Consider the following 25756-nt stretch of genomic DNA (forward strand, 5'->3'; position numbering starts at 1 on the left):
ACCCCCGCGTGTGCGGGAAAGACCAAAACCAGCACGTCACTGACAGTCCGGTCACCGACTCACCCCCGCGTGCGCGGGGGGACGACACAAGCCGCGCCCGGACCCGCGAGTCGGTGGATCACCCCGGCGTGTGCGGGGGAAGACCAGGGCCTGAGCGCGTTTCTGACGGACGGAACGGACTCACCCCCGCGTGCGCGGGGAAGACCCTTCGCGACCTGGGCTAAGACAAGGCCGTTACCGTTTCTTGATCTCGCGCGGGGCGAGCTGGGTCTGTGGTCATGGCTCCAGGAAGCACCATCGCCGGGGAATGAGGGCCACGCAGTGGCCAAGCTGCCCCAACACCTGGACTCACCCCTCCCCGCGTGCGCGGGGAAGACGGCCGCGTCCACCCGCGCCGCGAGGTCCACGGCGACTCACCCCCGCATGCGCGGGGAAGACTTCACGGCTGATCACTGGCCAGCCCCCGTTGAGACTCACCCCCGCGTGCGCGGGGAAGACTGAGGACGCGCAGATGACGGCGGCGTCGCCGTGGACTCACCCCCGCGTGCGCGGGGAAGACACGGCAGATCTCGACGAGCGATACCCGAACGTGGACTCACCCCCGCGTGCGCGGGGAAGACCCTTCGCGACCTGGACTAAGACAAGGCCGTTACCGGTTCTTGATCTCGCGCAGGGCGAGCTGGGTCTGTGGTCATGGCCTCATAAAACACGATCGGCGGGGAATGAGGGCCACGCAGTGGCCAAGCTGCCCCATGACCTGGACTCCCCCTCCCCGCGTGTGTGGGGAGGACCTGCACCGCCGGCCGCTGTTCGAGCGGCATGGGGACCCACCCTCGCGCCCGGCGGGCACGCCGTCGGTACCCGATCAGGTTCACCGGGTCAGCAGCGCCACGCACTCCACGTGGTGGGTCATCGGGAAAGCGTCGAACGCCCGCAGCGCCGACAGCGTGTAGCCCTGGTCGAGGAACAGGCCGACGTCCCTGGCCAGCGCCGCCGGGTCGCACGCCACGTGCACCACGCGCTCCGGGTCCCGCTCGGCCACCGCGTCGACCACGGCCCGGCCCGCGCCCTTGCGCGGCGGGTCCAACACGACGACGTCGGGCCGCTCGTCGGCCAGGTCGGGCGAGCCCAACACCCGCTCGACGCGACCCACCTTCCACCGCACCTGCGGCAGGTCGGCCAGGTTCGCCACGCCGTCCGCCACCGACCGCCGCGCCGACTCGACCACCAGGACCGAGCCGTCCCGGCCGACCTGCTCGGCCAGCACCGCCGCGAACAACCCGACCCCGCCGTAGAGGTCCCACGCCAGACCGCCCCGGGGAGCCTGGGCCCACTCGCGCACGGTGTCGGCCAGGGTGTCGGCGGCCGCGGGGTGGACCTGCCAGAACACGCCGGGCGACAGGCGCCACTCGCGGCCGACGGCGCGTTCCAGCACGACGCCGCTCCCGGCGACCAGCCGCGCCGGGCGGTCAGGGCGCAGCTCGCTGACGTGGACCTCGCCCGCGTCGTCGGCGACGATCTCCAGCTCGACCCCGCGTCGCCAGCGCCGGCCGGTCACGGCCTCGACCGCGCCCGGCACGGTGATCGGGCAGTGCTCGACCGGCACGACCTCGTGCCCCCGGTGCTTGCGGAACCCGGGGCGTCCCGTCGGGTCCACCGCCATCCGCACCCGGCTCCGCCAGTCCAGCAGGCCGCCCGGCAGCGCCTCGACCTCCACCGGCCACTCGACGCCCGCGATGCGCCGCAACTGCTCGGCCACCACCTGGGCCTTGATCCGGCGTTGCGCGTCGGCGTTCGCGTGCTGCCAGTCGCAGCCGCCGCACAGGCCCGGCCGGGCCACCGGGCAGGGCTGCGGCACGCGGTCCGGCGAGGCCGTGTCGACCCGCACCGCGTCGGCCCGGCAGAACGACCCGCCGTGGTCCTCGGTGACCTCGGCGAGCACCCGTTCCCCCGGCAGCGCGTGCCGGACGAACACCACGCGGCCCTCGAACCGGGCCACGCAGTGGCCGCCGTGGGCCGGCGCGCCCACCTCCAGCTCCAGGCGGCGGCCCGTCCAGTCGGGGCGGTCCGCCTTCCCCGTCGGCCGGTCGTCCGTCAGCCGGTCGTCTGTCGGCCGGCCATCCGTCGAGCGGTCGTCCGTCAGCCGGTCGCCGGCGTCGGACGCCGCGTCACGTCCCCCGGTCACGGCTTCTCACTCACGCGGGCACGCTCGGTCTCCACGCCGTCCAGACCACGGCGCACCGACCCGGGAGCGTGCACCTCCTTCTCGTGCACGCGCGCGGACGACGCGAGCTGCCACGGCACGCTGGTCACCATCACGCCCGGCTGGAAGAGCAGCCGGCCCTTGAGCCGCAACGCGCTCTGGTTGTGCAGCAACTGCTCCCACCAGCGGCCGACCACGTACTCCGGGATGAACACGGTCACGACGTCCCTGGGGTTGTTGCTGCGCACGCGCCGGACGTAGTCGAGCACCGGCTTGGTGATCTCCCGGTACGGCGACTCCACGACCTTCAACGGCACCGGGATGTCCTGCTTCTCCCACTCCCGCACCAGGGCGCGCGTGTCGGCGTCGTCCACGTTGACCGTGACCGCCTCCAACACGTCCGGCCGGGTCGCCCTGGCGTACGCGATCGCGCGCAGCGTCGGCATGTGCAGCTTGGAGACCAGCACGATGGCGTGGTTGCGGGAGGGCAGGACGGCCGTCCGCTCCTGCGTCTCCAGCTCCTCGGCGACCCGGTCGTAGTGCCGGCGGATCGCCGTCATCAGGGCGTAGATCGCGGCCATCGCCGCCAGCGCGATCCACGCGCCCTTGGTGAACTTGGTGATGAGCACGATCACCAGCACGGAGCCGGTCATGAACAGACCGAAGGCGTTGATCGCCTGCGAGCGCCGCATCCTGCGCCGGGCAGCGGGGTCGGTCTCGCCGCGCAGCGCCCGGTTCCAGTGTCGGATCATGCCGGTCTGGCTCATGGTGAACGAGACGAACACGCCCACCACGTAGAGCTGGATCAGCCGCGAGACCTCGGCGTCGAACGCGACGACCAGCAGGATCGCGAACCCGGCCAGGAACAGGATGCCGTTGGAGAAGGCCAGCCGGTCGCCCCGCGTGTGGAGCTGGCGGGGCAGGTAGCGGTCCTGGGCCAGGATCGAGCCCAGCACGGGGAAGCCGTTGAAGGCGGTGTTGGCCGCCAGCACCAGGATCAACGCGGTCGCGCCGGCGACGAAGTACAGGCCGGCGGGGAAGTGGTCGAACACCGCGCCGGCGAGCTGCACCACCATCGTCTTCTGCTCGTAGCCGGGCGGCGCGTTGACGAGCTGACGCGTGGGGTCCTCGGCCATCCGCACACCGGTCATCTGGGCCAGCACGATCAGGCCCATCAACATGACCACCGCGATCAGGCCCATCATCAGCAGCGTGGTCGCCGCGTTGCGGGACTTCGGCTTGCGGAAGGCCGGCACGCCGTTGCTGATCGCCTCGACGCCGGTCAGCGCCGCGCAGCCCTGGGAGAAGGCGCGCAGCAACAGGAAGACGAAGGCCAGGCCGGCGAGGTGGTCGCCCTCGGGCCGCAGCTCCAGGCCCGCGCTCTCCGCGCGCATCTCGTCGCCGAGCACGAACGCGCGGAACAGGCCGAACAGGATCATGCCGATGATGGCGACCAGGAAGGCGTAGGTCGGCACGGCGAAGGCCGAGCCCGACTCCCGGATGCCCCGCAGGTTCGCGGCGGTGAGGATCGCGATCGCCGCGACCGCGAACTGCACCTTGTGCTCGCCGACGTACGGGATCGTCGAGCCGATGTTGGCCATGGCCGAGGAGATCGACACGGCCACGGTGAGCACGTAGTCGACCAGCAGGGCGCTGGCGACGGCCAGGCCGGCCGGCCGGCCGAGGTTGACCGTGGCCACCTCGTAGTCCCCGCCGCCGGACGGGTAGGCGTGCACGTTCTGCCGGTAGCTCGCGACCACCGCCAGCATGACGACGACGATCAGCAGACCGACCCAGGGCGCGAAGGCGAACGCCGACAGACCGGCGACGGACAGCACGAGGAAGATCTCCTCCGGCGCGTAGGCGACGGAGGACATCGCGTCCGAGGCGAACACCGGAAGCGCGATCCGCTTCGGCAGCAGGGTGTGGGCCAGCCGGTCGCTCCGGAAGGGGCGACCGACGAGGATGCGTTTCGCCGCGGTAGCGAACTTCGACACGGGGCGTAGCGTAGGCGCTCCCATCACCTCGTTGGCGCATCAACGCCCGTCGGCGTGCTCCCGAGCACACCGGGGTACCCGGCATGACGCCGGACGCGACGACGGGTAAGTTGCCACAGCCCACGTCATCGAGGAGGGGCACGTCGTGCACGTCGTGATCATGGGCTGCGGTCGCGTGGGGTCATCGCTGGCCACTGCCCTCGAACGGCTCGGACACACCGTGGCCGTGATCGACAAGGATGCCCAGGCGTTCCGGCGCCTGGGCGGCGAGTTCCACGGTCAGCAGGTGGTCGGGAACGGCTTCGACCGGCAGGTGCTGGTCGAGGCCGGCATCGAGCGCGCCGGCGCGTTCGCCGCCGTCTCCAACGGGGACAACTCCAACATCATCTCGGCCAGGGTGGCCAGGGAGACCTTCGGGGTCCAGCACGTCGTCGCCAGGATCTACGACGCCAAGCGCGCCGCGGTCTACGAGCGGCTGGGCATCCCCACCGTCGCGACCGTGCCGTGGACCACCGACCGCCTGATGCGGATGTTGCTGCCGGAGGGCGTGGCCACCGCCTGGCGCGACCCCTCGGGCACGGTCGCGGTGCTGCCGCTGCCGCTGCACGAGGACTGGGTCGGGCGCCGGGTGGCCGAGGTCGAGGAGACCACGGGTTGCCGGGTGGCGTTCATCATGCGGTTCGGCACCGGCGTGCTGCCCACCGCGGACACCGTGGTGCAGGCCGACGACGACGTCTACGTCGCGGCCCTGTCCGGCACGGTCACCGTCGTCTGTAGCGCTGCCGCGCAGCCCCCCGAGGAGGCCCACTGATGCGCGTCGCGATCGCCGGGGCCGGCGCCGTCGGCCGCTCGATTGCCCAGGAGCTCCTCACCGCGGGCCACCAGGTCATGCTCATCGAGCGGGACCGGGCCCACTTCGACCCGCACAGCGTCGAGCAGGCGGAGTGGGTGCACGCCGACGCCTGCGAGCTGACCTCCCTGGAGGAGGCCGGCATGGAGCTGTGCGACGTGGTCATCGCGGCCACCGGCGACGACAAGGTGAACCTGGTGGTGTCGCTGCTGGCCAAGACCGAGTTCGCGGTGCGCCGCGTGGTCGCCAGGGTCAACGACCCGCGCAACGAGTGGCTGTTCACCGAGGCGTGGGGCGTGGACGTGGCGGTGTCGACGCCGCGCATGCTCGCCGCGATGGTCGAGGAGGCGGTCAGCGTCGGCGACCTGGTGCGCCTGCTGACGCTGCGCCAGGGCCAGGCCAACCTGGTGGAGGTCACCCTGCCGGAGGACACCCCGCTGTCCGGCCGGCCGGTGGGGCGGCTGGACCTGCCGCAGGACGCCGCGCTGGTGACCATCCTGCGCGGCGGCCGGGTCATCGTCCCGCAGCCGGACGACCCGCTGGAGGCCGGCGACGAGCTGCTGTTCGTGGCCGCCGCCAACGTCGAGCAGCAGATCAGGGCCGCGCTCGACTGCTGAGCCCGCCGGGGCCCACGACGGAACGGTGCCCCTGTGGTGTGGAGTCCCACACCACAGGGGCACCGTCGTTCTCGCTTCTGGTCCGCCCGTTGGCCTCCCGTGTCAGCCGGGGGCGGTCGGTGTCCGTCGGTGAGCGGTCAGGCCGTCCGCCGTCGGCCGGCGCGTCGCCCGCGCGGTCGTCAGGACGGCGACGGGGCCGAGGGCGTGGCGGCCTGCTCGTCCCGCTCCTTCTCCCTGGCCACCCGCTGGGTGTCCCTGCGCACGGCCCACACGGTGACCAGCAGGGCCAGACCGGCCAACGGCCAGCCCATGCCCAACCGGGCGGCGGCGAGCCAGCCGGTCAGATCGTTGTCGTACAGCCACTGCTGCACCACGTACCTGGCGGCGAACACCACCACCCAGGCCAGGGTGGCGAGGTCGTAGGCGAGGCGGACCCGCCGGTCGGACCGCCAGCCGAACCCGGTGCCGTTGAGCGCCGACCACACCACGCCCACTAGGGGCCACCGGACCACCGCCGAGACCAGGAACACCCCGCCGTAGACCAGGCTCACCCAGATCCCGAACAGGAAGAAGCCCTTGGCCGAACCGGTCCGGTGGGCGATGAACGCCGCGATGCCCACCCCGAACAGGCCGGAGATCGCCGGCTGCACGGGCTCCTTGCGGATCACGCGCCACACGGTGATGGCGGCCGCGGCGCCCAGCGCCGCCCAGATCGCCGGTGTCAGCCCGGTCAGCACGTTGACCAGGACGAACACCAGGACGGGCACCGACGAGTAGATCAGACCGTGGACGCCGCCCATCATCTCCAGCAGCGTCTGCTGCCGCTCGGTCTCCCGCCCGGTGTCCGGCACGGGCTCCTGCACGCTGTCCTGGGCCATGTCCCTCCCGGGGAGCGGCGCCGCGGCGACCGGGACGTCGGGGACGTCCGTGGCGGGGCGGGCGGTCGAGTCGGTCATGCGGTCGTCGTCTGCAACTCGTAGTAGGGGTTGTAGAGCACCTTGCGGCCGTCGCGCACGGCGATGCGGCCCCTGGCCTTGATCGTGCGGCCCGGCTCGATGCCGGGGATCCGCCGGCGACCCAGCCAGACCAGCGTCACGCCCTCGGTGCCGTCGAACAGCTCCGCCTCCAGCGTCGCGACCGCGTCGCGCGGACAGTGTTCCACACTGCGTAGCCGACCGAGTACGGTCGCCTCCTCCCCCGACCGGCAGTCGGCGGCGCGGCGCGCGCCCACCGCCTCCACCCGTCGGGACAGGTCGTCGGCGTCCAGCTCGTTGACGTCGCTGGTGAGCCGACGCACGAGGCGGCGCCAGTAGCCGCCCCCGTTGCCCGTCATCTCGCGCTCCCGTGCGCCTCGGGGCCCGTCGTCCCGGACGAGCCGTCCACTCGCCAGCGTAACCATGCGCGCGCGGTGGACGCGTCCCTCCACGAGATGATCGACGGATGGAGTGGGTGAGTCCGCCGCGGCGGCGGGTCGCGGTCCTCGTCCCGGGGACCGGCTCGGACGCGGAGTTCGTGCGGCGGGCGTTCGCGGGTCCGTTGGCCGCGTTGGGGTTCCGGCTCGTCGCGGTGTCGCCGCGACCGGGGCCGCGGCTGGTCGACGAGCACCTCGCCGCGCTGGACCGGGCGGCGCTGGCGGCCGGCCACCCCGTGGTCGTGGGCGGTGTGTCGCTCGGCGCGCACCTCGCCGCCGAGTGGGCCGCGCGGAACCCGGGGTCGTGCGCCGGCCTGCTCCTGGCCATGCCGGGGTGGACGGGGCCGGCCGGGGAGGGCGATGACGCGGCTCCGGCGGCGTTGGCCGCGCTGGCCAGCGCGGGGTCGGTGGACCGGCTGGGGCTGGAGGCGGCCCTGCGGGCCGCGACGGACGGGGTCCCCGACTGGCTGGCCGAGGAGCTGGACCGCTCGTGGCGGTGGCACGGGACCGGGCTGGCCGACTCGCTCCGGGCCGCCGCGCGTCACCCCGCGCCCGACGTGGGAACGCTGCGCCGGATCACCGCCCCCGCCGCCGTCGTGTGCTGCGTGGACGATCCGGTGCACCCCAGGGAGGTCGCCGAGCGGTGGGCGGCGGCGCTGCCGAACGCCGAGCGGGAGTCGATCACGCTCGACGCGCTGGGGGCCGACAGGGAGAGCCTGGGGCGCGCCGCCGTCCTGGCGTTGCTGAGGGCCGCGCGCCGGCGTTGATCAGCCCAGCCGCGCCAGGACGCGCTGGGCGACGTTGCCTCCGGTGAGCACGGTGGCCACGCGGTCACCTGGCACGCGGTGCCGACCGATCGCGGCCAGCCCGCTGACGGCCGCCGGCTCGACGAGGAGGCCGAGGCTGTCCCGGACGACGCGGACCATGTCCAGCATCTCGTCGTCGTCGACCAGGACCACGTCGTCGACGAGCCCGCGGATCCACTCCACGGCGGCCGGGACCGGCACCCGCACGTCGATGCCGTCCGCGATCGTGTCGGCCCGTTCGGTGCGCACCGGCGCGCCCGCGCGCCAGCTCAGCTCCATGGCCGGGGCCCCGGAGGCGCACGCGCCGACGACCCGCGTCGCGGGCGAGACCTCCTTGATCCACCTGGCCATGCCGGCCGCCAACGCGCCGTTGCCGAGCGGGATGACCACGGCGTCCAGTGGTTCGGCCCCGCGCGCGGGGTCGAACAGTTCCACGGCGATGCTTCCCGCGCCCTCGGCGATGGCGGGTTCGCGGCCGTCCTCGACGAAGACGGAGTCGGGGTGCTCGCTCGCGTACTCCCGCGCCGCCTCCTTGGCCTCGTCGAAGTCGGCTCCGGTGAGCGTGACGACGGCCCCGAGCGCCCGCATCCGCGCGACCTTGTTCGGGTTGGCGTGTTCGGCGCAGAACACGCGGACGTCGACGCCCAGCGCCCGGCCGGCGTGGGCCACGCCCTGGCCGAAGTTGCCGGCGGAGGCGCACACGACCTGGCGGACCTCGCCGAGCTGACGGAGGAAGAAGTGCGTTCCCCTGCCCTTGAACGAGCGGATCGGGTTGACGGTCTCGACCTTCACCACGACCTCGCGGCCGAGCGCGGCGTTCAGGTGGCCGTCGGTGAACTGGGGGGTGTTCCGGAAGACGGGGTCGATCTCGCGCGCGGCCCGCTCGATGTGCTCCGGCGACAGCGCGGGGACGCTCTTCGACATGATCGCAGGCTAGCGCTCGCTTTTCGTATACGAAATACCCGTTGCGACCAGCCGAAAGCGGGGCGCGACCCCCAGCGGGACACTCGCCGGCCCCCGCACGCTCGACGAACGCTTGGGTGATCTCCTCTCGTTCCGCTCGTGGGCGTTATCGCATATCGCATACGATGCCCGCCATGGCCGACGCGGTTGACACGGTCGAGGCCCCCATCCCCCGCTCCGAACCCCTCCGCGAGGCGGTCTACGCCCGGATCGCCGGCATGGTCGCGCGGGGCGAGCTGGCCCCCGGCAGCCCGGTCACCGAGGCCACTTTGACCCGCCAGCTCGGCGTCTCCCGCACACCGGTCAGGGAGGCGCTCCTGCGCCTGGAGGCCGAGGGCGTGCTCCAGTCGGCGTTGGCGCGGGGCTTCGCGGTCCGCCCCCTCGACGGCCGTGAGGCGGCGAACCTCTACCCGATCCTCGGCACGTTGGAGGCCCTGGCCGTCCGCGGCGCGAACCCCGCGGGGTTCGACGTGCCCGCGCTCACCAACCTCGCGCAGGACCTCGCGAGGAGCGGGGACCCGCTCGGGCGCTGGCGCCTCGACACGACCTTCCACGACCTCCTGGTCGACGCGGCGGCCAACCCGCCCCTGAGCACGATGACGCGGGCACTGCGCACCAACCTGTCCCGCTACGAACTCGCCTCAGCACGAGAGGCGGACCACCAGAAGCACTCCGACCAGTGGCACCGGGACATCCTCGCCGCGCTCCGCGGAGGAGACCTCGAACGCGCCGCCCAGCTCGTCACGGAGAAGTGGGCGGACAGCCTCCGCACCGTTCTGTCCTGGCTCCAGTGAGCGGGCGCGCCTCAAGAAGGGGCGCGGCGAGACGGGCTCTCAGCGCACGACGCGGCGCATCTCCACGTGCGGGATGCCGTCCTCCAGGTACTCCTCACCCACGACCTCGAAGCCGAACGACGCGTAGAAGTCCCTGACGTAGGTCTGCGCGCCGAGCACGCACGGCGCGGAGCCGATCTCGGCGAGGGCGCCGGTCATCAGGTCCCTGGCGAGCCCCCGGCCCCGTGCCTCCTTCGCCGTCACGACCCGGCCGATGCGCCAGCCGCCGTCCGGCTCGGGCAGGACGCGCAGGGCCGCCAACACGTGTTCGGGCGCGCCGGTCGGGGAGATCCACAGGTGCAGCACGCCCGGTTCGAGGTCACGGCCGTCCGGGTCGGCGTAGGCGCATCCCTGTTCCACCACGAACACCTCGGCCCGCAGCCTGAGCAGCGCGTACAGCGTGGAGACGGAGAGCTGGTCCGGCCGGGCCACGTGCAGGGTCGTGGCGAGGTGCTCGACGGTCACACCCCCTGGATACCAGGCCGTGCCGAGCGGCTCTCCCCCGACGGAGCGCGGACGTGGATCCTCCGGCGTCTCACCCCTGCCACCGCGGATTCTCCGGCCGCTCCAGCGCGCGGGCGTCAAGATCTGCCTCACAACAGCTAAGGATCCGTAAATCCTTCTGCTAAGCTCCCCCTCGGCCGAAGATTCCTCGGGCAAGTGGCCTAGTTCACAGTGCTTTGTTCGGCCCGTGAGGGAGAGAAGGGAGGGGTGTGCCGTGCTGGACCTCGGTCTGCTCCCGGCGTTCCTGCTGGCCTCCGTCGTGTTCGTGCTGACCCCGGGCCTGGACGCGTTCCTGCTGCTGCGCACCTCGCTCCGCGCGGGCCGCGACGCCGGGCTCCGGACGTTGCTGGGCATCCACACCGCCGGACTCGCGCAGGTGGCGCTCGTGGTCTCGGGGCTGGGCATCGTGTTGGCCCAGCACCCGGCGATCCTCACCGGGCTGCGCTGGCTGGGCGCGGCGTACCTGGGCTACCTGGCCCTGAGCACGGCGCGGACGCTCGCGCGGAGCTGGCGCACCGGCGCCGTCGTCGACACCGCCGACGGGCCCACCGGCGGCGGCTTCGCCCAGGGCTTCCTCTGCAACATCACCAACCCGAAGATGATGTTGTTCTGCCTGGCGTTCCTGCCCCAGTTCATCGGCGCGGCGAGCAGCCCGACCGCGCAGCTCGCGCTGCTCGGCGCGGTGTTCACGGCGCTGGCGGCCGGCTGGGAACTCATGCTCGTGCTCACCGCGTCGCGGGTCGCCCCCCGGCTGCGGCGGCCGGCCGTGCACACCGCGCTGGAGGCGCTCAGCGCGACCGCGTTCCTCGCGATGTCGGTGGCGCTCGCCGTCCAGTGACGCCGGAGGCGCGCGGCCCGTCCGGTGTCCGTTCCCGTCTGTTCGGCACCTCTTCGGCACCGGTTCGGCACCTGTTCGTGGTCGGGGTGGGGCGGGGGTGACGCGTCGCCCCCGCCCCACCCCGCCTCACGCGGACCGCACCGCGGCGTCCACCCAGTCGGCCAGGTGGCTGAGCCGGGTGTAGACCCCGGGCCGGTCGGGTCGGCCGCACCCGGTGCCCCAGGAGACGAGCCCAACGACCCGGCCGTCCACCACGAGCGGACCGCCGGAGTCGCCCTGGCAGGCGTCGGCACCGCCCGCCCCCGCGCAGACCATCGACTCGCGGTCGACCCGGCCGGGGTAGGCGGCCGCGCAGCGCTCGTCGTCCCACATCGGGACCGAGGCCACTCTGAGCTGGTGCGTCGAGGCGGTCCCGTCCTCCTCCGTCCGCCCCCAGCCGAACACCGAGGCGGTGCCGCCGGGCTGGTAGGGGGACTCGTCCCCCGGCTCCGCCCAGGGCAGCGTCGGGTAGGGCAGCGGGCGGTCCAGCGTCAGCACCGCGACGTCGTGGCCGTAGGCCAGCGGCGTGTGGAGGTCGGGGTGCACCACCGCGTCGGAGACGCGGGCGACGCTGCCGGTGTGGGCCGCCACGAGGTCGGTCCGGCCGGCGACGACCCGCAACCGACGCGGCTCCCTGGTGGCCGCGCAGTGCCCCGCGGTCATCACCTTGGTCGGCGCGACCAACGCGCCCGCGCAGAACGCCCGGCGGGACGCCGTGTCGACCAGCGCCACCACCCACGGGTGGTCGGCGACGTCGACGGGCGCTCCCCCGATGATCCGGCCCTCCGACGCGGCGTGCGCCGCCGTCGGCAGGAACACGGGCAGGACGAGGGACAACAACATGACCAGCGACGGCAGCGCCGAGCGGGGCCACCGGTGGCGGAGACGGGTCATCGCCATCACCCGCTCAGTCGCTGATCTCTTGCTGGAGCTGCCGGGAGTAGCTCAGCACCTTGGCGTAGACGCCCGGCTTGCCCGGCCGCGCGCACCCGGTGCCCCAGGAGATGATCCCGACCACCCGGTCGTCGACGACCAGCGGACCGCCCGAGTCGCCCTGGCAGGCGTCGATGCCGCCGCTCTCGTAGCCGGCGCACATCATCCGCTCCGGCACGTACTCCTTGCCGTAGGCCTTCTCGCACATCCGGTCGGAGAGCACCGGGACCACCGCGCCCATCAGTTGGCGCGGCGAGGCGTCACCGCCCTCGGAGGTCCGGCCCCAGCCGAGGATGACCCCGCGCCGCCCCGCCTCGTAGTACCGGCGGTCCCTGTCCCTGGCGGGCAGCCGCAGCGCGGACTTCGACAGGGGCTGGTCGACGGTCAGCACGGCGACGTCGTTGGCGTAGGGCGTGGGATCGTGGAACTTCGGGTGGGACCAGGTCCTGACCACCTTCGCGACGGTCCCGCCCTCGGACTCCAGGTTGGTCCGGCCCGCGATCACCCGGAGGTCGTTGGCCTTCGCCTTCTCCGCGCAGTGGGCGGCGGTGAGCACCTTGGTCGGTGCGACGACGGACCCCCCGCAGAACGGCTGGCCGGACTCCGTGGCCACCGCGACCATCCAGGGGAAGCGCTCGATCGAGACGGGTTGGCCGTTGACGATCCGCCCGCCGGGATCATCGCCGGTCGGGGTCGCCGCGGTGGCCGGGACCACCGACAACGCCGCGACGACCGTGGCCGCCACCGTGCTCCACACCCACCTGACCATCCGACGCGGGCCGCCCCGACGACGCGCGGTACTCCCCATCACGGTCTCCCTTCCGCTACCGACGATTCCGGTGCCTCTCCACGGGAACAGCGGTGGGGATCAGACACAAACCGAGATCCAGAACTCGACCCCCACGTGTGACCCGCGGACCACCCGGAAAGGTCAGCTCGGGACCGGGGTTAACCCATGGTCAACGGCCGACCGGCGCCACCGGCGGCGTCACCGGGGACGCGGGGCCGTCGTCGCCGGCCTGCCACGGACGTCTCCCGTCCGACCGAAAGCCGGGCGCCTCCGGGAAGTTGACGAAACGGATCACGAGCGGGCACGGGCCATCGAGGCGGAGAGGATCACGTCCGTCCCCGTCCGTCCTTTTCGTTCCCTGTCGGGGAAATCCCCGCGCGACCGCGACGACATGATGATCAGATTTGACGGAAAAGCGCTGCCACGCGGGAAAATCCCGCTTCCCACGCGATCAGCGACGGCGGGTGCGACGGCCACGTGGGATCAGATCTGCGGGCGCAGCAGCTCCTCGTAGACGCCGAGTCGCGTGTAGATGCCCGGCCGTCCCGCCCTGGCGCACCCCTCGCCCGTCGACACCACGCCGATCAGCTTGCCACCGGCGACGAGCGGCCCCCCTGAGTCGCCCTGGCACGCGTCGATCCGCCCCTCCGGATAGCCCGCGCAGACCATGCGCGCCGCGTCGAACTCCGGATAGGCCCCGGCACACTCGGCGTCGACCATGATCGGGACGAACGCGCGCATGAGGTAGCGGGCCGACGGCCCGCCCTCGGCGGTGTCACCCCAGCCCAGGACGGCGGCGACCGACCCAGGCTGGTAGAGCGCGGCGTCGCCGGCGCCGGCCACGGGCAACGCCGGGTACGGCACCGCGCGGTCCAACGTGACCACCGCGACGTCGTCGCCGCGGTTGGTGGACTGGAACGACGGGTGCACCCAGGCGGAGGCGATGCCGGCGACGATGCCCTCACCGGACAGCTTGTCCTCGCGGCCGGCGATCACCCGGAGGTCGGACAGCGCGCGGTTGGCCACGCAGTGCGCGGCGGTGAGGACCTTGGTCGGGGCCACCACCGCGCCGCCGCAGTACTGGTACCCGGCGCGGGTCGTCAGGTGCACCGCCCACGGATGGTCCTGGATGCTCACCCGCTGACCGCCCACGACGAACGGTTGGACCGTGAGGAGTTCCTCGGCTCCCGACCCGTCCGGAGGCGACGGGCGGACCGCGGTGGACGCGGGAGGCGGACCCGTGTCCGCGCCGGCCGTCGCGGGAGCGCCCGTCACGGCGGTGAGCACCGCGGCGCCGGCGATCGCCACGACGGCGAGCAGGGTTCCGATCAGGGCACGGGGACCGCGGCGGACCTGCGCCATGGTGCTCTCCTTCCTGGGCGCGCCGGCGACGACCGGCACGTTACGCAGAACGGATCTCTACCGTGCGCCGTGGAGAGCACTCCACCCACCGGTGGAGTGGATCATTCGGTCGGGCGAAGGCGGGCCGACCGCGCGGACGCGGGTCCCGCCGACGCCGCGCCGGGCTGGCCCGGCCGCGCCGAAGGGAGCGTCCGCCGCCGAGGAGGAGACTGGGAGGCGTGCAGCCCGACATCCTTGGTGACCCGTTCCAGACCCGTGACCTGCCGCTCGGTGGCGAGCCCAACCGCCCGGCCTCGGCGACGCTCGTCCGCCACCCGGCCACCGCGGCGGACGGCCCCACCCGAGGCGCGGTGCTCTACGTCCACGGGTTCGTCGACTACTTCTTCCAGGTCGACCTGGCCCGGCACTTCGCGGCGCGCGGCTTCGACTTCTACGCGGTCGACCTGCGGGCGTACGGCCGGTCCCTCCGCCCCGGCGAGATGCCCAACTACGTCACGGACCTGAGCCTGTACTTCGAGGAGATGGACGCCGCGGCGCGGGTGATCCGCGAGGAGGACGGGCACCGGGGCCTGGTCGTGCTCGGCCACTCGACCGGCGGGCTGGTCTCCTCGCTGTGGGCGCACGAGCGCCGCCACGACGACGTGCTGGACGCGCTCGTCCTCAACAGCCCGTGGTTGGACCTCGCCGAGCCCTGGCTGGCCCGCACGCTCGGCACGGCGCTGGTCGACCTCGTGGGCGCGGTGTGGCCGACCTGGGTGCTGCCGAAGGGACTGTCCCCCGTCTACGGCCAGAGCATCCACGTGGACCACCGCGGGGAGTGGGACTTCCGCACCGAGTGGAAGCCGGTCGACGGCTTCCCCGTGCGCGCCGGATGGCTCCGGGCGATCCGCCGGGGGCACGCCCGCGTGCACCGCGGGTTGGACGTGCGGGTCCCGGTGCTGGTCATGCACTCCACCAGGAGCATCGTGGGCAGGGAGCGCCGGCTCAGGGAACGGCGGTGGCAGGACGACGTGATGCGGGCCGACACGGTGCTCGACGTCGCCCAGATCGCGCGCTGGGCGCCGAAGATCGGCCGCAGGGTCACGGTCACGCCGGTCGAGGGTGGCATGCACGACCTGTTCCTGTCGGCGCGGCCGGTCCGCGAGCACGCTCTGTCCGAAGTGGACAGATGGCTGGACGGCGTGCTCGGGTGACCCCGCCCGACCGGCCCCGCTCCGCCAGGACGAGACACGCGGCCGAGCGCCCGTGCGCGGTCTCCCGCGCGACTCCCCCGATCCATCCACGCCGTCCGCCGGCCGAGGCCGGGAAACGGAACGGCGACCCGACGAGAGAGGCAGGTCCATGTCCGACCCCCAGGCCCTTCCCGGCGCGGCCACCCCGGAGAGCACGAGGAGGAGGTGGCCGTGGGTGGTGCTCGCCGCCGCCGTCGTCCTCGTCGTCGGCGCCGGCTTCGTCGTGTTCGGCAGGGGAATCGACCGGACGGCGAAGTCGGTGAAGCTGACCTACGAGGTCACCGGAACCGCCAAGAACGTCACCATCGGCTACTCGACCATCACCAACGGGAACAGCGGCACCCACACCGAGCAGAACGTGTCGTTGCCGTGGACCAAGGAGGTCGTGGTCGAGGGGTCGGCCAGGGGCGCCACGCTGACGGTGAGCGCCGGGGCCGAGGGCGGCAGGGTCACGTGCGGCGTCCGGAGCGAGGACGGGGAACCCAGGACCGCCAGCGCCGAGGGCCCCTTCGCCGTCGCGAGCTGCACCAGCCCATGATCCGGTGGGACGGCGACGGGCCGGCTCCGTCCATTGTGGACGGAGCCGGCCGTGTCGCCGCCGGTCAGGAGTCGAGCTGCTCGGACAGCGCGGCGTGGTGCGCCGAGACGCGGGCATAGACGCCGGGCTTGCCGGCCCTGGCGCAGCCCTGGCCCCAGGACGTCACCCCGATCAGCTTGCCGCCGGCCGCGAGCGGACCGCCGGAGTCGCCCTGGCAGGTGTCCGTACCGCCCCTCTCGTAACCCGCGCAGACCTCGCCCCTGGCGGCGAACTCCCTCGGGTAGGCCGAGGCGCAGTAGCTGTCCGAGGTCACCGGCACGGTGGCCCCGAGCAGGTAACGCGACGCGGAGCCGCCCTCACGGGTGGTCCCCCAGCCGAGGATCGTGGCGTTGGTGCCCGGCGCGTAGAGCGCGGTGTCCGAACCCGACGCCAGGGGCAACGTCGCGTTCGGCAGGTTCCGGTCCAGCGTCAGGACGGACACGTCGTTGCCCGCCTCGACGTCGTACCGGGGGTGCACCCAGATCCTGGTGACCTTCGCGACGACACCCGCGGTGCTCTGCTTGTCGTCGCGGCCGGCGACGACGCGGACCGCGCTGGGCGAGTCGCCCGCGGTGCAGTGCGCGGCCGTCACGACCTTGTTGGGTCTGACCAGGGTTCCTCCGCAGAACTGGAACCCACTCGCGGTGGTCAGGTGCACGACCCACGGATAGGTGCTGGTGCTGACCCGACTTCCGCCGACGATGAACGGCGTGACGTCCGACGGCTGGGCCGCCATCGCCGACACTCCGGAGGAGAGGAACACCGCGACCGCGGCGCCGAGGGCGCCCACGAGCGCGGCCAGGCGGCGCAGGGTTTCCGCCATGGCTGTCTCCTTTGTTCAGTTGTCACCTTCGGTCCACACACCCGGATTTCCTTGCCCGACCAGGGAATCCGGGGTGTGCACAGTGCAACCGAAGGAATACGGGTCGCACCAGAGCCGGAAGTCGTAGGCCGAGCGGGCCCCCTCCGCTCCCGCTGGGCGGCGGCCGGACACGCCGACGCCCGGCGCGGCGGTGGAACGCCGAACGCCGGGCGTCGGGAGCGGTGGACGGAGGAACCGCCCGTGGACCAGGTGGCTGACCGTCACTCCTTCCGGTCGGCGTCGCCGTCGCGCTGTCCGCCGTCGGCGCCGTCCCTGCCGTCCCTGCCGTTGAACCGCTGCCAGACCTTGCTCGCCGCGCCGGCCAGGGTGTCGCCCACCTCGTTGAGCACCTTGGCCAACGGGTCGGCCGAGGTGGACAGCGCCTCCTTGTAGGAGCGGGCGGCGTCCTTGACGTCCTGCTTCCACGTCGAGGTCGGGTCCTCGCCCCGACGCGGGTACTCGCCGGTCAGGATCGCGCGGTACTGCTCGCCCGCCGCCCACCGCTGGAGGTCGGCGGCCCGCACCACGGGCAGCGGGTGGACCAGGCCGTCCAGGTGGCCGAGCTTGAGCACGCTGTCCCAGACCGACTCGACCGCGTCGTACTCCGCGGCCTGCTGGAGGAAGGCGGCGGTGTCGACCTCGTCGGCCTGGGAGGCGCCGGCCATCATGACGTGCGCGCGCAACGCCGCGCCAGGGTCCTGCACGCAGAGCAGGCCCGCGCGGTCGGCGGACAGCTCCGCCCTGCGGTACCAGTCCGTGAGGGCCGCGATCACCGCGCGCATGCCCCAGTACCCCACGGGCATCCAGGACAGTCCGGTCACCATCTGCACCAGACGGCGCAGCACCGTGTAGTAGAGCGCGTGGCCGGACAACGCGTGGCCCATCTCGTGCCCCACGGCGAAGCGCAGCGCCTCCTCGTCGAGCAGCTCGACGAGGCCGGTGGTGAGCACGATGAACGGCTGGTCCATGCCGATGGTGTAGGCGTTCGGGCGCGGGTCGCGCTGCACGAACAGGTCCGGCACCGGGTCGAGGTCGAGGACCTCGGCGCACTCGCGGCGCAGCCGGTCCAGCCTCGGGTGCTGCCGCTCGGAGACCCGCACCGACGAGGCCAGCGCGAGCAGCCGCTCGCTGCGCTCGCCCACCGCGCCCGAGATCGCCTTGAGGATCGCGTCGAACCCCGGCAGCGCCCGCGCGGTCGCCAGCGCGCCCCTGTCGGCGGGGTGCTCGTAGGCCCTGGGGCTGATCTCGGGGAAACGGACCAGGGAGCGGCCCTCCACCGCCTGGACGTCGTTGCCGGGACGGGACTCGCTCATGCTGTCTTCCCCCTCGGGTACCGCGACGGGTCCACCACCGGGGACCGCCGTCTCGTGTCGAACCGCCCACCGCCGTCGATCACGGCTGCCTCAACCTATCGGATGACATCGGGTGGCCGGCGCGGAACGGGCGCGTCCGCGGGGAGGGCGTGCCGGGCGCGGCCACGCACGGCAGCCGAGAGTCCACAATGGACAGCGCTGGCGCCGTCGCCGGTGGCGGGCGCGGACGTCGGCCCTCAGCCGAGGAAGTCGCCGAGCGGCACCGGAGTCAGGCCGTCCTGCGCCGCCCGGTTCAGGAACGCCTGGTAGTCGGCGACGAACGTCTTCCGGAAGTGCATGAGCACGATGTCGCCGGGACGCAGCCGGTTGCCCGCCTGGAACTGCACGACCCCGTCGTTGACCGCCGCCGTCCAGTTCACGACCGCCCGCATGCCGCAGTCGGCGGCGGCGCGCAGCGTGGTCCCGTCGTACTTGCCGTACGGCGGACGGAAGAACACAGGACGACGCCCGTAGACCTGCCCGAACTTGTCGGCGGTCGCGCAGATCTCCCTGCGCTGCGCGTCGTAGGGGCGCCCCTTGAGGTCGGGGTGGCTGAGCGTGTGGTTCTCGATCGTCGCGCCCGCGTCCCGGAGCTGGCGGAAGTACTCGTGGTCGTTCTCCACGTAGCGGTCCGTCAGGAACAGGGTCGGCCGGGCGTTGGAGCGCCGGACCAGGTCGATCGCGGCCGGGTCGCGCACCGCCCCGTCGTCGATCGTGATGAAGACCACCGGCTTGGTGGTCTCGATCCGGGTCACCACCGGAGCCCTCCCGTCCCTGGCGGGTGGCGCGCTCGCCTGCTTCTCCCCTACGGGGTAGGGGGCGGAGAAGGAGGGGACGGCCGGACCGGACGGCGCGGGCGTGGTGGTGGCCGTGGCGCTGTCCTGCCGCACGGGCGCCTGGCTGTTCGGCGCGGCCACCGGGTCGGCGGGAGAGCCACACGCGACGAGCGCCGACGCGGCCGCCACGGCGAGGACGCGCCGCGGCCAGACCCAGCCGCTGCCACCCACTCCGAGCCCCCTTCCAGCGACACCCGACTCGACAAGACGCCGCCCGGGCGGGGGCGTTGCGCGCGGTGAGAGCCAGGTCACCCTACCCCGAGGGCACGCACGCGCCCTCCACCCGTGGGCGGAGCGGGCTACCGCCCGGGGAGTACCGGGGAACTGGCCCCGGGAGCGACGCGCGCGCGGGACGCCGCCGGTGATCGTGGATCTCGTCGAACGAGGAGCACGCGACCCCAGCGTGCGTGACGGTGCACGTCGGTGCACGTTCAAGGAGGCTGAGATGGCGATCCGCATGACCCGCTCGGACGACCGGGTGCTGTTCGGCGTGGCCGGCGGCGTCGCGCGGCACTTCGGCTGGAGCCCCGGCAAGGTCCGACTGGCGTTCGTGCTCTCCTGCCTGCTGCCCGGCCCGCAGTTCCTCCTCTACCTGGTGCTCGCGCTGCTGATGCCCGCTCCGGCGCGCCACTGACCCAGGAGAGCACCGCGGCCACGGGGCGCGGGCCGAGCGCCCGCGGACCCCCGCGATCACCCCGACGGAGCACCCGATGATCACCCGAACGGTCGATTAGCGTGTGCTCCGGCCCGGCCTGATCGGAGGAGAGTTGAGCGACCGTCTGCTGCCCGCACTCGTGGCGGTGTTCGCCGGAGCGGTGTTGGCGGTGTTGTTGTTCGTGCCCTACGTCGCCCGGCAGTACCGGCGACGGGGCGAGCTGGGGCCGGGACGGGCGGTGCTCGCGCTCGGACTGCTGGTCTACGGCCTCGCGGTAATCGCCTACGTGCTGTTGCCGCTGCCGCAGATCACGCCCGACTTCTGCTCAGGGCGCGGGTCCAGCCTCCAGCTCCACCCGCTCACCTTCCTGGCGGACATCCAGAAGGAGCAGGTCGGCAGCGGTGTCGCCGCGCTGCTGCGGAACCCGGCGTTCCAGCAGGTCGCGTTCAACGTGGCGCTCTTCGTGCCGCTGGGAATGTTCGTCCGGCACCTGTTCCGCAGGGGCGTCGCCGTCACCACGCTGATCGGCTTCTCCGCCTCGCTGCTGATCGAGGTCACGCAGGTCACCGGCGTGTGGTTCCTCTACCCCTGCCCGTACCGGCTGTTCGACGTCGACGACCTGCTGGCCAACACGGCGGGGGCCGTGCTCGGCGCGCTGCTCGCGCCGGTGCTGCGGCTGGTCCCCGGCCAGCGCGTGGAGGCCCCTGCCGAGGAACCCCGGCCCGTGACCACGGCGCGCCGCCTGCTGGGCATGCTGTGCGACCTGCTCGCCGTCGTGCTCACCGGGTCGACCCTGATGGTCGTCGTGAACATCGCGCTGTGGGGCAGCGGCGAGAGCGACCTCGACGGACCCTCGGTGGTGCTGCTGGCCACGGTCTCGTACTGGCTGCCGGCGCTGGCGCAACTCGGCCTCGTCCTCGCCGGCGACGCCACCCTCGGCGAACGTGTCGTCCGCGTCCGGGCCACCACCCGGTCGGGCGGGCGACCGGGCGTCGTCCGCCGGGTGGTCCGCTGGGCCTTCGGCATCGGCGGGTTCTCGGTGCTCGCCGGCCTGACCACCATGGGCTGGAGCGTCGCGGCGCTGCTCGCCTTCCTGCTCGGCTGTGCCAGCGTCCTCGCCGCGTGGCGCAGCCGGGGCCACCGCGGACTGGCCTGCGCCACCGCCGGGCTGGAGGTGGCGGACGCCAGGGCCGTGGGCGCCACGACGGCGGGAGCCACGGCGGCGGGCATCACGACCGAGCCTCGGCCGACCCCCGGCCCCGCAGCCCGGGTCTGACCGCCGGACGGCGGCGCACACCGGGGCGCGGCGGCGGCCCCCGCCACCTGGCGCGGGTGTCCCGCACGGCGGGACACGACAGCCGTGGGCGATCATCGTCCTCGACCCGCCCCCGGCCGGTGGCCGGGGGCGGGTGTCCCGAAAGCACGTCGTGGAGGAGCGCCGATGAGCCTCGAACGTCCCGTCGCCCCCGACCCCTACGAGCTGCTGCCCCGCGTCGGCTCGTTCACCGTGACCAGCACGGACGTGCGCGACGGCGAGCCGATGTCGGACCAGCACGCGTTCTCCGGCGGCAACACCTCGCCGCATCTGAGCTGGACCGGGTTCCCCGAGGGCACCAGGAGCTTCGCCGTCACCTGCTTCGACCCGGACGCCCCCACCCCGAGCGGCTTCTGGCACTGGGTGGCGGTGAACATCCCGGCCTCGGTGACCGAGCTGCCGGCCGGCGCCGGGGCCAAGGACGGCTCCGGCCTGCCGGAGGGCGCGTTCCACGTGCGCAACGACTACGGGTTCTCGGGCTTCGGCGGCGCCGCCCCGCCCGAGGGCGACCGCGCCCACCGGTACTACTTCGTGGTGCACGCGGTGGACGTGGACCGGCTGGACGTCGACGAGACGGTCACGCCGGCCGTGGTCAGCTTCAACCTGGCCTTCCACACCCTGGCCAGGGCGGTCATCACGCCGACCTACCAGAGCTGAGCGGCTCGCCGACAGGGGCGCCGTCCGCGCGGGTCGCGGGCGGCGCCCCTCGGTCCTTCGGCGCCCCTCGGTCCTTCGGTATCCCTCGGTCCTTCGGTATCCCTCGGTCCTTCGGTATCGCTCGGTGTCCTTCGGTGTCCCCCGTGTGCCCGCCCACCTCGGCGGCGGGAATCGGCGTGGCGTCCCCCTGGTTGGCGTGGAGGAGCCCCAGCGAGAGGACAGGATGGGCACGTGCGGCACTTCGACCTGGTGATCATCGGGACAGGCTCGGGCAACTCGATCCTCGACCCGCGGTTCGACGACTGGAACGTGGCGATCGTCGAGAAGGGCGTGTTCGGCGGGACCTGCCTGAACGTGGGGTGCATCCCCACCAAGATGTTCGTGCACACCGCCGACCTGGCCAACGCCCCCGCCGCCGGCGCCCGGCTCGGGGTGGACGCCCGGCTGACCGGGGTCCGCTGGCCCGAGGTCCGCGACCGGATCTTCGGGCGGATCGACCCGATCGCCGAGGGCGGCCGGCGCTACCGGGCCGAGGAGTGCGCCAACGTCACCGTCTACGCCGGGGAGGGCCGGTTCGTCGGCTCGAAGCGGCTGGCCGTCTCGACCGGCTCCGGCGAGGACGAGGTGATCACCGCGGACCGGTTCGTGCTCGCCGCGGGCAGCCGGCCGATCGTGCCGGACGTGGTCGGCATCGAGCAGGTCGGCTTCCACACCAACGAGGACGTGATGCGCCTCGCCGAGCTGCCCCGCCGCATGGTGATCCTCGGCAGCGGGTTCGTCGCCACCGAGTTCGCCCACGTGTTCGGCTCGTTCGGGGTGGACGTGACCCTCGTCGCCCGGTCCGACCTCCTGCTGCGCGGCCAGGACCTGGACGTGGCCACCCGGTTCACCGAACTGGCCGAGCGGCGCTGGGACGTGCGACGCAACCGCAAGGCCGTGCGGGCCGAGCGGGACGGCGACGTCACCCGCCTGCACCTGGAGGGGCCGGACGGCGCCGAGGTGGTGGAGGGCGAGGCGCTGCTCGTCGCCGTGGGCCGCCGCCCCAACTCCGACCTGCTCAACCTCGGCGCGACGGGTGTCACCACGCATCCCGACGGCCGCGTCGTGGTCGACTGCCACCAGCGGACCGAGGTGGACGGGATCTACGCGCTCGGCGACCTCAGCTCGCCCTACCAGCTCAAGCACGTGGCCAACCACGAGGCGAGGGTCGTGCAGCACAACCTGCTGCACCCCGACGCCCCGGTGAGCACCGACCACCGGTTCGTGCCGCACGCGGTGTTCTCCTCGCCGCAGGTCGCCTCGGTCGGGCTGACCGAGCAGCAGGCGCGGGCCCGAGGGGTGCGGTACGTGACCGCCACCCAGCAGTACGCGGGCATCGCCTACGGCTGGGCGATGGAGGACACCACGGGCTTCTGCAAGCTGCTCGCGGACCCGGCCGACGGCCGCCTGCTCGGCGCGCACATCATCGGCCCGCAGGCGCCGACCCTGATCCAGCCGCTGGTCCAGGCGATGCACTTCGGCCTGGACGCCCGCTCGATGGCGCGCGGCCAGTACTGGATCCACCCGTCGATGCCGGAGCTGGTGGAGAACGCCCTGCTCAACCTGCCGCTGGACGACTGAGTCAACCAAGTCAACCAAGTCAACTGAGCCACCGAACGCCAGCGGCCCGGCGGGACTCCCGCCGGGCCGCTGGCCGTCGTCGTGTCGTCGGGCGTCCCCCGACCCGGCTCAGACGCGCGCCGAACGCGGCTCAGAGGCGATCAGACGTCGCTCAGTGCCGTTCAGTGCCGCTCAGTGCCGTTCAGTGCCGTTCAGTGCCGCTCGGACGTCGATTGTCGCTCAGACGTGGCGCGGACGGCCGGCCAGCCAGCCGAGCACGATCTGCACCAGCAGCACGGCGACCAGCAGCACCAGCGAGGCGGTCCAGCCGCCGGTGGCGCCGTGCAGGCTGCCCACCAGGAACGGGCCGGTCGCCGAGATCAGGTAGCCGAAGCTCTGCGCCATCGCCGACAGCGCCGCCGTGTCCGCGCCGGTGCGGGCGCGGAGGCTGATCAACGTCAGGGCCAGCGGGAAGATGCCCATCCCGATGCCGATGAGCAGGATCCACAGGCCGGGGGCGAAGGCGGGGGCCAGCAGCAGGCCGAGGAAGCCGGCCAGGCCGGACAGCACCAGCGCCACGGCCATGCCGGACTGCGAGCGGTAGCGGGCGGCCAGCGGCGGCGCGGCGAAGCTGATCGGCACGCCGATGACCATGACCACGGCCAGCAGCACGCCGGCCGTGGCGGCGTCCACCCCGGCCACGTCCCGCAGGATGTTCGGCAGCCAGCCCATGACGGTGTAGGCGATCAGCGACTGGAGTCCGAAGAACACGGTGATCACCCAGGCGAGCGGGCTCCGCAGCAGCGAGCGCCGGGCCTCGGCCGGCGCGCTTCGCGTGGTGGCGGTCCGCCGCGCGCTCCGCAGGGACGGCAGCCACACCAGCAGCGCGGCCAACGCCAGCAGCGCCCACGCGCCCACGGCCCATCGCCAGCCGCCGGTGGCATGGTCGAGCGGCACGGTGGCCGCGGCGGCGACGGCGCCGCCGGCGGTCAGGGAGGCGCTGTACGCGCCGGTCACCGGGCCGATCCGGCCAGGGAATGACTCCTTGACGACCACCGGGATCAGCACGTTGCAGACCGCGATCGCGGAGCTGGTGACGAACGTGCCGGCCATCAGCACCGAGGGCCCGCCAAGCACGCGGACCACCAGTCCGGCCATCAACAGCGCGAGGGCCAGGCCGATCGCGCCCCTGGCCCCGAGCTTCCTGGCCAGCCACGGGGTGCCCATCGCGGCGAGGCCGAAGCAGAGCGTCGGCACGGCGGTCACGACGCTGACCCAGGTGTCGGAGACGGCCAGCGCGGAGGTGACCTCGGACAGCACCGCGGCGAGGCTGGTGACCGCCGGCCGCAGGTTCGCCGCGGCCAGCACGACGCCGGCCACGAGCAGCGCGCCGCCCGTGACCGCGACCGCGGGGCGGGCGGACAGCCGAGTTTCCGTCGTCCCCTCTGCCACGCCGGCGTCCGGAATGGCAGGGTTGTCCTTCTGACGGATGTCGGGCTGCACCTGTGGTTCGACGGTCACGCCGCATAGTGTGGCAAACATAGGATGTTTGGATGAAAGGATGAGACGGTGCCGTTGGCCACAACCCGGCGAGCCGGCCTCGTCGAGCAGGTGATCGAGCAGATGCGGGAGCTGGTCACCAGCGGCGAATGGCCGGTCGGGCAACGCATCCCGCCGGAACCGGAGCTGGTCTCGGCCCTCGGCGTGGGGCGCAACACCGTGCGGGAGGCGGTGCGCGCGCTCGCCCACGCCGGGCTGCTGGAGGTGCGTCAGGGCGACGGCACCTTCGTGCGGGCCACCAGCGAGCTGTCCGGCGCCGTCCGCCGCCTCTGCGGCTCGGAGCTGCGCGAGGTACTGGAGGTCCGCCGGGCGCTGGAGGTCGAGGGAGCGCGACTCGCGGCCGTCCGCCGGACCGACGAGGACCTGCGCCGACTGGAGGAGTCGCTGGCCGCCAGGGACGCCGCCACCGAGGAGGGCGACGGCGAGCGCGTCGCCGAGACCGACACCGCCTTCCACCTCCTGCTCGTGGAGTGCGCGCACAACCCGGTGCTGACCGAGCTGTACCGGGGGTTCACCGAGGCGGTCCGGGCCAGCGTGGTGACCACGTTCGACCTCAGGGCCCAGTCCCAGGAGCTGATCTCCCACACCGCGCTGCTCGACGCGGTGCGCGACCAGGACCCGGAACGGGCGGCGGTCGAGGCCGGCGGCTTCCTGGAGGAGATCCTGTGCCGGCTCGGCCAGACCGAGCAGGACTGACGGCGCGACGGGCCGGGGCTGGTCTCCCGACATGACTCGCCCCGCCCCCCCGCTGGCCGTTCCGTCGGGAGAGCGCGAAGTGCCCACGCGAGACATGTCCTGTGCCGCCTGAATCCGGCGGCGGGGAACGCGGTGAGCGCGTCGACCAGGATCGTGAGCAGTAGGTGATCGTTCGCTGCCACGACAACTTGGTCCCGGGGTCGCTCGCCCGGTGCCGCCCTGTTCGGCGCGGTACGCGCCATCGGATAGGGCGGCCTGATCGAACGGGA

General features: G+C 73.1%; 25 protein-coding genes and 1 CRISPR repeat array. Of the genes, 12 read left to right on the forward strand and 13 right to left on the reverse strand.

The window, feature by feature from the left end; translation table 11 throughout:
• Positions 1 to 349: 349 nt before the first annotated feature.
• Positions 350 to 620: direct repeats of the CRISPR family, unit length 28 nt; unit sequence GACTCACCCCCGCGTGCGCGGGGAAGAC.
• 251 nt (positions 621 to 871) lie between these two features.
• Entirely contained in the window at positions 872 to 2098 is a 1227-nt protein-coding gene (locus LX15_RS22345; RefSeq protein WP_253671650.1) for a class I SAM-dependent RNA methyltransferase, read from the reverse strand.
• A gap of 83 nt (positions 2099 to 2181) precedes the next feature.
• Positions 2182 to 4200, reverse strand: coding sequence for an APC family permease (locus LX15_RS22350; protein WP_253671591.1), 2019 nt, complete (start codon positions 4198 to 4200; stop codon positions 2182 to 2184).
• A 145-nt stretch (positions 4201 to 4345) separates the two neighbouring features.
• Here LX15_RS22350 and LX15_RS22355 point away from each other — a divergent pair, with 145 nt between their 5' ends.
• Together LX15_RS22355 and LX15_RS22360 are read left to right on the forward strand one after the other, a co-directional pair.
• On the forward strand, positions 4346 to 5011 hold the full coding sequence (locus LX15_RS22355) for a potassium channel family protein (protein ID WP_253671592.1): 666 nt from the start codon (positions 4346 to 4348) through the stop codon (positions 5009 to 5011).
• Complete coding sequence (locus LX15_RS22360) at positions 5011 to 5667, forward strand: potassium channel family protein (RefSeq protein ID WP_253671593.1); 657 nt, start codon at positions 5011 to 5013, stop codon at positions 5665 to 5667. The genes LX15_RS22355 and LX15_RS22360 overlap by 1 nt, the downstream gene beginning before the upstream one ends.
• Before the next feature lie 179 nt (positions 5668 to 5846).
• On the opposite strand, the gene LX15_RS22365 is transcribed toward LX15_RS22360, so the two are convergent.
• Both LX15_RS22365 and LX15_RS22370 read right to left on the reverse strand, forming a co-directional pair.
• Positions 5847 to 6623, reverse strand: a complete 777-nt coding sequence (locus LX15_RS22365) for a DUF3159 domain-containing protein (protein WP_372502776.1) — start codon at positions 6621 to 6623, stop codon at positions 5847 to 5849.
• Positions 6620 to 7000 (reverse strand): OB-fold nucleic acid binding domain-containing protein, encoded by a 381-nt coding sequence (locus tag LX15_RS22370; protein ID WP_253671594.1) that lies wholly within the window; start codon positions 6998 to 7000, stop codon positions 6620 to 6622. The genes LX15_RS22365 and LX15_RS22370 overlap by 4 nt, the downstream gene beginning before the upstream one ends.
• A gap of 107 nt (positions 7001 to 7107) precedes the next feature.
• Here LX15_RS22370 and LX15_RS22375 point away from each other — a divergent pair, with 107 nt between their 5' ends.
• Positions 7108 to 7845 (forward strand): alpha/beta fold hydrolase, encoded by a 738-nt coding sequence (locus LX15_RS22375; protein ID WP_253671595.1) that lies wholly within the window; start codon positions 7108 to 7110, stop codon positions 7843 to 7845.
• Here the strand turns inward: LX15_RS22375 and LX15_RS22380 are convergent, their stop codons facing one another.
• Positions 7846 to 8808: a threonine ammonia-lyase gene (locus tag LX15_RS22380; RefSeq protein WP_253671596.1), complete on the reverse strand. Its 963-nt coding sequence runs from the start codon at positions 8806 to 8808 to the stop codon at positions 7846 to 7848. It lies immediately after the preceding gene.
• A gap of 173 nt (positions 8809 to 8981) precedes the next feature.
• On the opposite strand from LX15_RS22380, the gene LX15_RS22385 reads away from it, so the two are divergent.
• On the forward strand, positions 8982 to 9641 hold the full coding sequence (locus LX15_RS22385; RefSeq protein WP_253671597.1) for a GntR family transcriptional regulator: 660 nt from the start codon (positions 8982 to 8984) through the stop codon (positions 9639 to 9641).
• Between the two features lie 39 nt (positions 9642 to 9680).
• Here the strand turns inward: LX15_RS22385 and LX15_RS22390 are convergent, their stop codons facing one another.
• Positions 9681 to 10145: a GNAT family N-acetyltransferase gene (locus LX15_RS22390; RefSeq protein WP_253671598.1), complete on the reverse strand. Its 465-nt coding sequence runs from the start codon at positions 10143 to 10145 to the stop codon at positions 9681 to 9683.
• Between the two features lie 253 nt (positions 10146 to 10398).
• Between LX15_RS22390 and LX15_RS22395 the strand changes: the two genes are divergently transcribed.
• Positions 10399 to 11022 (forward strand): LysE family translocator, encoded by a 624-nt coding sequence (locus LX15_RS22395; protein ID WP_253671599.1) that lies wholly within the window; start codon positions 10399 to 10401, stop codon positions 11020 to 11022.
• Between the two features lie 126 nt (positions 11023 to 11148).
• Here LX15_RS22395 and LX15_RS22400 read toward each other — a convergent pair whose 3' ends face one another.
• The 3 genes from LX15_RS22400 to LX15_RS22410 all read right to left on the reverse strand — a co-directional run bounded on the left by LX15_RS22400 (position 11149) and on the right by LX15_RS22410 (position 14146).
• Positions 11149 to 11955 carry a S1 family serine peptidase gene (locus LX15_RS22400; protein WP_253671600.1) on the reverse strand — a complete coding sequence of 269 codons (807 nt, stop codon included), beginning with the start codon at positions 11953 to 11955 and terminating at the stop codon, positions 11149 to 11151.
• Positions 11956 to 11968: 13 nt separating this feature from the next.
• Positions 11969 to 12802 carry a S1 family serine peptidase gene (locus LX15_RS22405; protein ID WP_253671601.1) on the reverse strand — a complete coding sequence of 278 codons (834 nt, stop codon included), beginning with the start codon at positions 12800 to 12802 and terminating at the stop codon, positions 11969 to 11971.
• Between the two features lie 465 nt (positions 12803 to 13267).
• Complete coding sequence (locus tag LX15_RS22410; protein WP_253671602.1) at positions 13268 to 14146, reverse strand: S1 family peptidase; 879 nt, start codon at positions 14144 to 14146, stop codon at positions 13268 to 13270.
• 218 nt (positions 14147 to 14364) lie between these two features.
• On the opposite strand from LX15_RS22410, the gene LX15_RS22415 reads away from it, so the two are divergent.
• Both LX15_RS22415 and LX15_RS22420 read left to right on the forward strand, forming a co-directional pair.
• Positions 14365 to 15339, forward strand: coding sequence for an alpha/beta hydrolase (locus LX15_RS22415; protein WP_253671603.1), 975 nt, complete (start codon positions 14365 to 14367; stop codon positions 15337 to 15339).
• Between the two features lie 148 nt (positions 15340 to 15487).
• Positions 15488 to 15916 (forward strand): hypothetical protein, encoded by a 429-nt coding sequence (locus tag LX15_RS22420; protein ID WP_253671604.1) that lies wholly within the window; start codon positions 15488 to 15490, stop codon positions 15914 to 15916.
• 64 nt (positions 15917 to 15980) lie between these two features.
• On the opposite strand, the gene LX15_RS22425 is transcribed toward LX15_RS22420, so the two are convergent.
• From LX15_RS22425 to LX15_RS22435, 3 genes are all read right to left on the reverse strand, one after another.
• Complete coding sequence (locus LX15_RS22425; RefSeq protein ID WP_253671605.1) at positions 15981 to 16778, reverse strand: S1 family peptidase; 798 nt, start codon at positions 16776 to 16778, stop codon at positions 15981 to 15983.
• 260 nt (positions 16779 to 17038) lie between these two features.
• Positions 17039 to 18130 (reverse strand): M48 family metallopeptidase, encoded by a 1092-nt coding sequence (locus LX15_RS22430; protein WP_253671606.1) that lies wholly within the window; start codon positions 18128 to 18130, stop codon positions 17039 to 17041.
• Between the two features lie 236 nt (positions 18131 to 18366).
• Positions 18367 to 19176, reverse strand: coding sequence for a polysaccharide deacetylase family protein (locus LX15_RS22435; RefSeq protein WP_253671607.1), 810 nt, complete (start codon positions 19174 to 19176; stop codon positions 18367 to 18369).
• 274 nt (positions 19177 to 19450) lie between these two features.
• Between LX15_RS22435 and LX15_RS22440 the strand changes: the two genes are divergently transcribed.
• The 4 genes from LX15_RS22440 (at position 19451) to LX15_RS22455 (ending at position 23252) form a co-directional block, all read left to right on the forward strand.
• Entirely contained in the window at positions 19451 to 19639 is a 189-nt protein-coding gene (locus LX15_RS22440; RefSeq protein ID WP_253671608.1) for a PspC domain-containing protein, read from the forward strand.
• 133 nt (positions 19640 to 19772) lie between these two features.
• A complete protein-coding gene (locus LX15_RS22445; protein WP_253671609.1) occupies positions 19773 to 20936 on the forward strand; it encodes a VanZ family protein in 1164 nt (387 codons plus the stop codon).
• A gap of 165 nt (positions 20937 to 21101) precedes the next feature.
• Positions 21102 to 21632, forward strand: a complete 531-nt coding sequence (locus tag LX15_RS22450) for a YbhB/YbcL family Raf kinase inhibitor-like protein (protein ID WP_253671610.1) — start codon at positions 21102 to 21104, stop codon at positions 21630 to 21632.
• A 231-nt stretch (positions 21633 to 21863) separates the two neighbouring features.
• A complete protein-coding gene (locus LX15_RS22455) occupies positions 21864 to 23252 on the forward strand; it encodes a mycothione reductase (protein WP_253671611.1) in 1389 nt (462 codons plus the stop codon).
• A gap of 219 nt (positions 23253 to 23471) precedes the next feature.
• Here the strand turns inward: LX15_RS22455 and LX15_RS22460 are convergent, their stop codons facing one another.
• Positions 23472 to 24752, reverse strand: coding sequence for an MFS transporter (locus LX15_RS22460; RefSeq protein ID WP_253671612.1), 1281 nt, complete (start codon positions 24750 to 24752; stop codon positions 23472 to 23474).
• A 48-nt stretch (positions 24753 to 24800) separates the two neighbouring features.
• Here LX15_RS22460 and LX15_RS22465 point away from each other — a divergent pair, with 48 nt between their 5' ends.
• Complete coding sequence (locus LX15_RS22465; RefSeq protein ID WP_253671613.1) at positions 24801 to 25487, forward strand: FadR/GntR family transcriptional regulator; 687 nt, start codon at positions 24801 to 24803, stop codon at positions 25485 to 25487.
• Positions 25488 to 25756: the final 269 nt, after the last annotated feature.

The organism is Streptoalloteichus tenebrarius (assembly GCF_024171885.1).
GTDB lineage: Bacteria > Actinomycetota > Actinomycetes > Mycobacteriales > Pseudonocardiaceae > Streptoalloteichus > Streptoalloteichus tenebrarius.